The organism is Actinoplanes sp. NPDC048791 (genome assembly GCF_040650095.1).
Lineage (GTDB): Bacteria > Actinomycetota > Actinomycetes > Mycobacteriales > Micromonosporaceae > Actinoplanes.
Window position 1 is genome coordinate 1 of record NZ_JBEZGQ010000934.1, and the last position, 3,285, is coordinate 3,285.

The 3,285-nt window shown below is 70.6% G+C and carries 3 protein-coding genes; 2 read left to right on the forward strand and 1 reads right to left on the reverse strand.

Going from position 1 to position 3,285, the window contains the following annotated elements; genetic code table 11:
* Window positions 1–274: 274 nt before the first annotated feature.
* The gene (gene eno, locus AB0C29_RS39995; protein ID WP_360555922.1) at window positions 275–1,558 is read right to left on the reverse strand and encodes a phosphopyruvate hydratase; all 1,284 of its coding nucleotides are present in this window, start codon (window positions 1,556–1,558) and stop codon (window positions 275–277) included.
* 169 nt (window positions 1,559–1,727) lie between these two features.
* Here eno and AB0C29_RS40000 point away from each other — a divergent pair, with 169 nt between their 5' ends.
* Together AB0C29_RS40000 and AB0C29_RS40005 are read left to right on the forward strand one after the other, a co-directional pair.
* Window positions 1,728–2,345 carry a hypothetical protein gene (locus AB0C29_RS40000; protein ID WP_360832041.1) on the forward strand — a complete coding sequence of 206 codons (618 nt, stop codon included), beginning with the start codon at window positions 1,728–1,730 and terminating at the stop codon, window positions 2,343–2,345.
* A 45-nt stretch (window positions 2,346–2,390) separates the two neighbouring features.
* The gene (locus tag AB0C29_RS40005; protein ID WP_360832044.1) at window positions 2,391–3,080 is read left to right on the forward strand and encodes a hypothetical protein; all 690 of its coding nucleotides are present in this window, start codon (window positions 2,391–2,393) and stop codon (window positions 3,078–3,080) included.
* Window positions 3,081–3,285 lie beyond the last annotated feature (205 nt).

Sequence of the window (3,285 nt, forward strand, 5' to 3'; positions counted from 1 at the left end):
CCGCTGGTGGTGCGGGTGGCCGGCGTCCGGCGGGGCTCGATCCGGGTGGCGGCGGTGTCGCGGCTACGGGCCGGACGAGCGGCCGTACGGCTGCCCGAGCGTCCCGCATGACCGGTGGGACGACGGGCCGGGCCCTGACCACTCGGTGTGCGGCGCTGCGTCATCCCTGCCCCTCCCCCGGAGCTCGCCCAAGACCATGGAGTTGCGGCACCTGCCTCTGGACACTATGCCCAGGCGACGCGGAGCCACAACTCCATGATCTGTCGACGCAGCGTTACGCGGTGCGGTAACGCGGGAACGCGCCCGCACCGGCGTACCGGGCGGCGCTGCCGAGCTCTTCCTCGATGCGCAGCAGCTGGTTGTACTTGGCGACGCGGTCGGAACGGGCCGGCGCGCCGGTCTTGATCTGGCCGCTACCCACAGCCACGGCCAGGTCCGAGATCGTGGTGTCCTCGGTCTCGCCGGAGCGGTGGCTCATCATCGTCTTGAAGCCGGCCCGGTGCGCCATGTCCACGGCGTCCAGGGTCTCGGTCAGCGAGCCGATCTGGTTGACCTTGACGAGGACCGCGTTGGCGGCGCCCTCGGCGATGCCCCGGCCGATGCGGGTCGGGTTGGTCACGAACAGGTCGTCGCCGACGATCTGCACCTTGCCGCCGATCTGGGCGGTGAGCGCGGTCCAGCCGGCCCAGTCCTCCTCGTCCAGCGGGTCCTCGATGGAGACGATCGGGTACGTCTCGGCGAGCTTGGCGTAGTAGTTGATCATCTCGTCGGTCGACTTCGGCGAGCCCTCGAAGACGTACGCGCCGTCCTTGTGGAACTCGGTCGCCGCGACGTCCATGGCCAGCACGATGTCGGTGCCCAGGGTGAAGCCGGCGGCCTGCACGGCCTCGGCGATCAGGTCCAGCGCGGCCGCGTTGGTCGGCAGGCTCGGCGCGAAGCCGCCCTCGTCGCCCAGCCCGGTCGACAGGCCCTTCTTCTTCAGCACCGACTTGAGCGCGTGGTAGACCTCCGCGCCGGTGCGCAGCGCCTCGCGGAACGACGGCGCGCCGATCGGGGCGATCATGAATTCCTGCACGTCGACGTTCGAGTCGGCGTGCGCGCCACCGTTGAGGATGTTCATCATCGGCACGGGCAGCACGTGCGCGTTCGGTCCGCCGACGTAGCGGAACAGCGGCAGCTCGGCGGAGAGCGCGGCGGCCTTGGCGACGGCGAGCGACACGCCGAGAATGGCGTTGGCGCCCAGCTCGGACTTGTCGGCGGTGCCGTCGATGTCGAGCATCTTCTCGTCGATCAGGCGCTGCTCGCTGGCCTCGTAGCCGAGCAGCTCGTCGGCGATCTTGTCCTCGACGTTGCTGACCGCCTTCTCGACGCCCTTGCCGAGGTAGCGGCCCTTGTCACCGTCCCGCAGCTCGATCGCCTCGAAGGCGCCCGTGGAGGCGCCGGACGGCACCGCGGCGCGTCCGACCGTGCCGTCGTCCAGGCCCACCTCGACCTCGACGGTGGGGTTGCCCCGCGAGTCGAGAATCTCCCGGGCGACGATCGCTTCAATGGTGGCCATCTGTCGTGTCGCTCCTCATGCTCGTATGGATAGATTCCAGACCGCGACCCTGCGGCCCACCACGGGCTAGAGCGTATCGACCCGGGGTGTCGCCCGTGGCGGCGGCCGGTGAACTTACGCCGCCACATGCCTCAGGCGAGGCCGGAAAATGCCGATCTCGGGTATCGCCATGACTACTACCGTGCTCCTTCCCGATGCCGGCTCGTACGTCGAGATGACCGCCTCCGACGAGCAGGCCTCCCGTGTCCGAGTCGTGCACGCGGAGGGCAAAGGTCTGACACTGTCGGCCCCGCTGGTCGCCGTCCCCGTCGTGGGCGCGAACGTCACCCTGCGCTGGTCGGCGGCCCCCCGCGGCCGGTACGCGCTGACCTGCGCAGTGCTGGCGGTGGCCGAGAACCGGCTGCAGGTGGAGGCCCGAGGCGAACCGCTGGTCGAACAGCAGCGCCACTTCGTCCGCGGCGGTGGCGGCGAGCAGGTGATCATGCACCGGACCGGCTTCCCGGACGCGAACGGCTGGATCCGCGACATCAGCGAACACAGCATGCGGGCCCACTTCGAGGACACCAACGTCCGCGACGGCGAGGACCTGCAGCTGCGCATCGAACTGGGCAGCGAGATCATCGACGTGGGCGCCACGGCGTCGAAGGTCGAACGGCTGGCCCAGCAGGTGCCGCCGGGGCCGATGTCGGTGGAGCTGGTGGCCATCTTCGACGTGACGGAGGCGCAGGCCCGGGTGATCCGCCGGTACGTGATGCGCCAGCAGCTGCTGAGCCGTACCCGGGCCTGAGAACTGGTTTGCGCGCGGTTGCACGCATCGGCAAAGGTGGGTCACGTGCCTGTTCTCAGCCGACGCCTCGCCACGGCCGTACTCATGCTGTGCGTCGCGACGGCAGGCTGCTCGGACCTGGACGAGTCGAGCCAGGGCCTGACCCGCAACGACCTGGTGGCAGACCTGGCGGCGCAGATGACGTCGGCGGCGGACCTGACGTACGAGGCGAACTACCAGCTGCCGGGCGGCGAGAAGGCAACGGTCGCGCAGACCCGGAAACCGGCCCGGACGGCGTACGTGTACCCCGGCGGCAAGGTGACGGTGACGGCGGACGCGACCACGGAATGCCGTACGGCAAAAACAACGACATGCACCCTGATGGCGCCGTCAACCGCGGCGAGCCCGGCCCCGGCCAAGGTCTTCGAGGGCGCGGGCGAGAGCGGCCTGGTCCCCCCGGCGACGGTGCTGGCCCTGCTGAACGCGGCGGTGCTGGACAACGACGTGGAAGTCGACCAGCACGACACAACCATCGCGGGACGGCACGCGACGTGCGTCCAGCTCCGGGGCGTCGACGACGCGGCGGCCCGCGACTTCACCACGTGCATCACCAATGAGGGGGTGCTGGGTAGCTTCGACGGCATCCTCAACTCGACCCGGGTGGAGGTGGCGATGACCCACTATTCGGAGGAGGTCGAGGAGGCGATGTTCGACCTGCCCAAGTCCGCCAAGCTGGTGGACCGCCGGGGCCGGTAGTCCGGGGGGGTCCGCTGAGCCGGCGGCTCACGGTCGGCTGGATCGGCCTCGGGCGGGAGGCGGCCGCTTGATCTTGGCGGCGGCGGGCTGGCCCTCGGCGGCGCTCACGGACGACGAACTGCTCGACACACCGCCTGTGACGCGGCCCGGCGCGGCCCGGCCCGGCGCGGCCAGGCGCGGCCAGGCGCGAGCGCGGCGCAGCCCG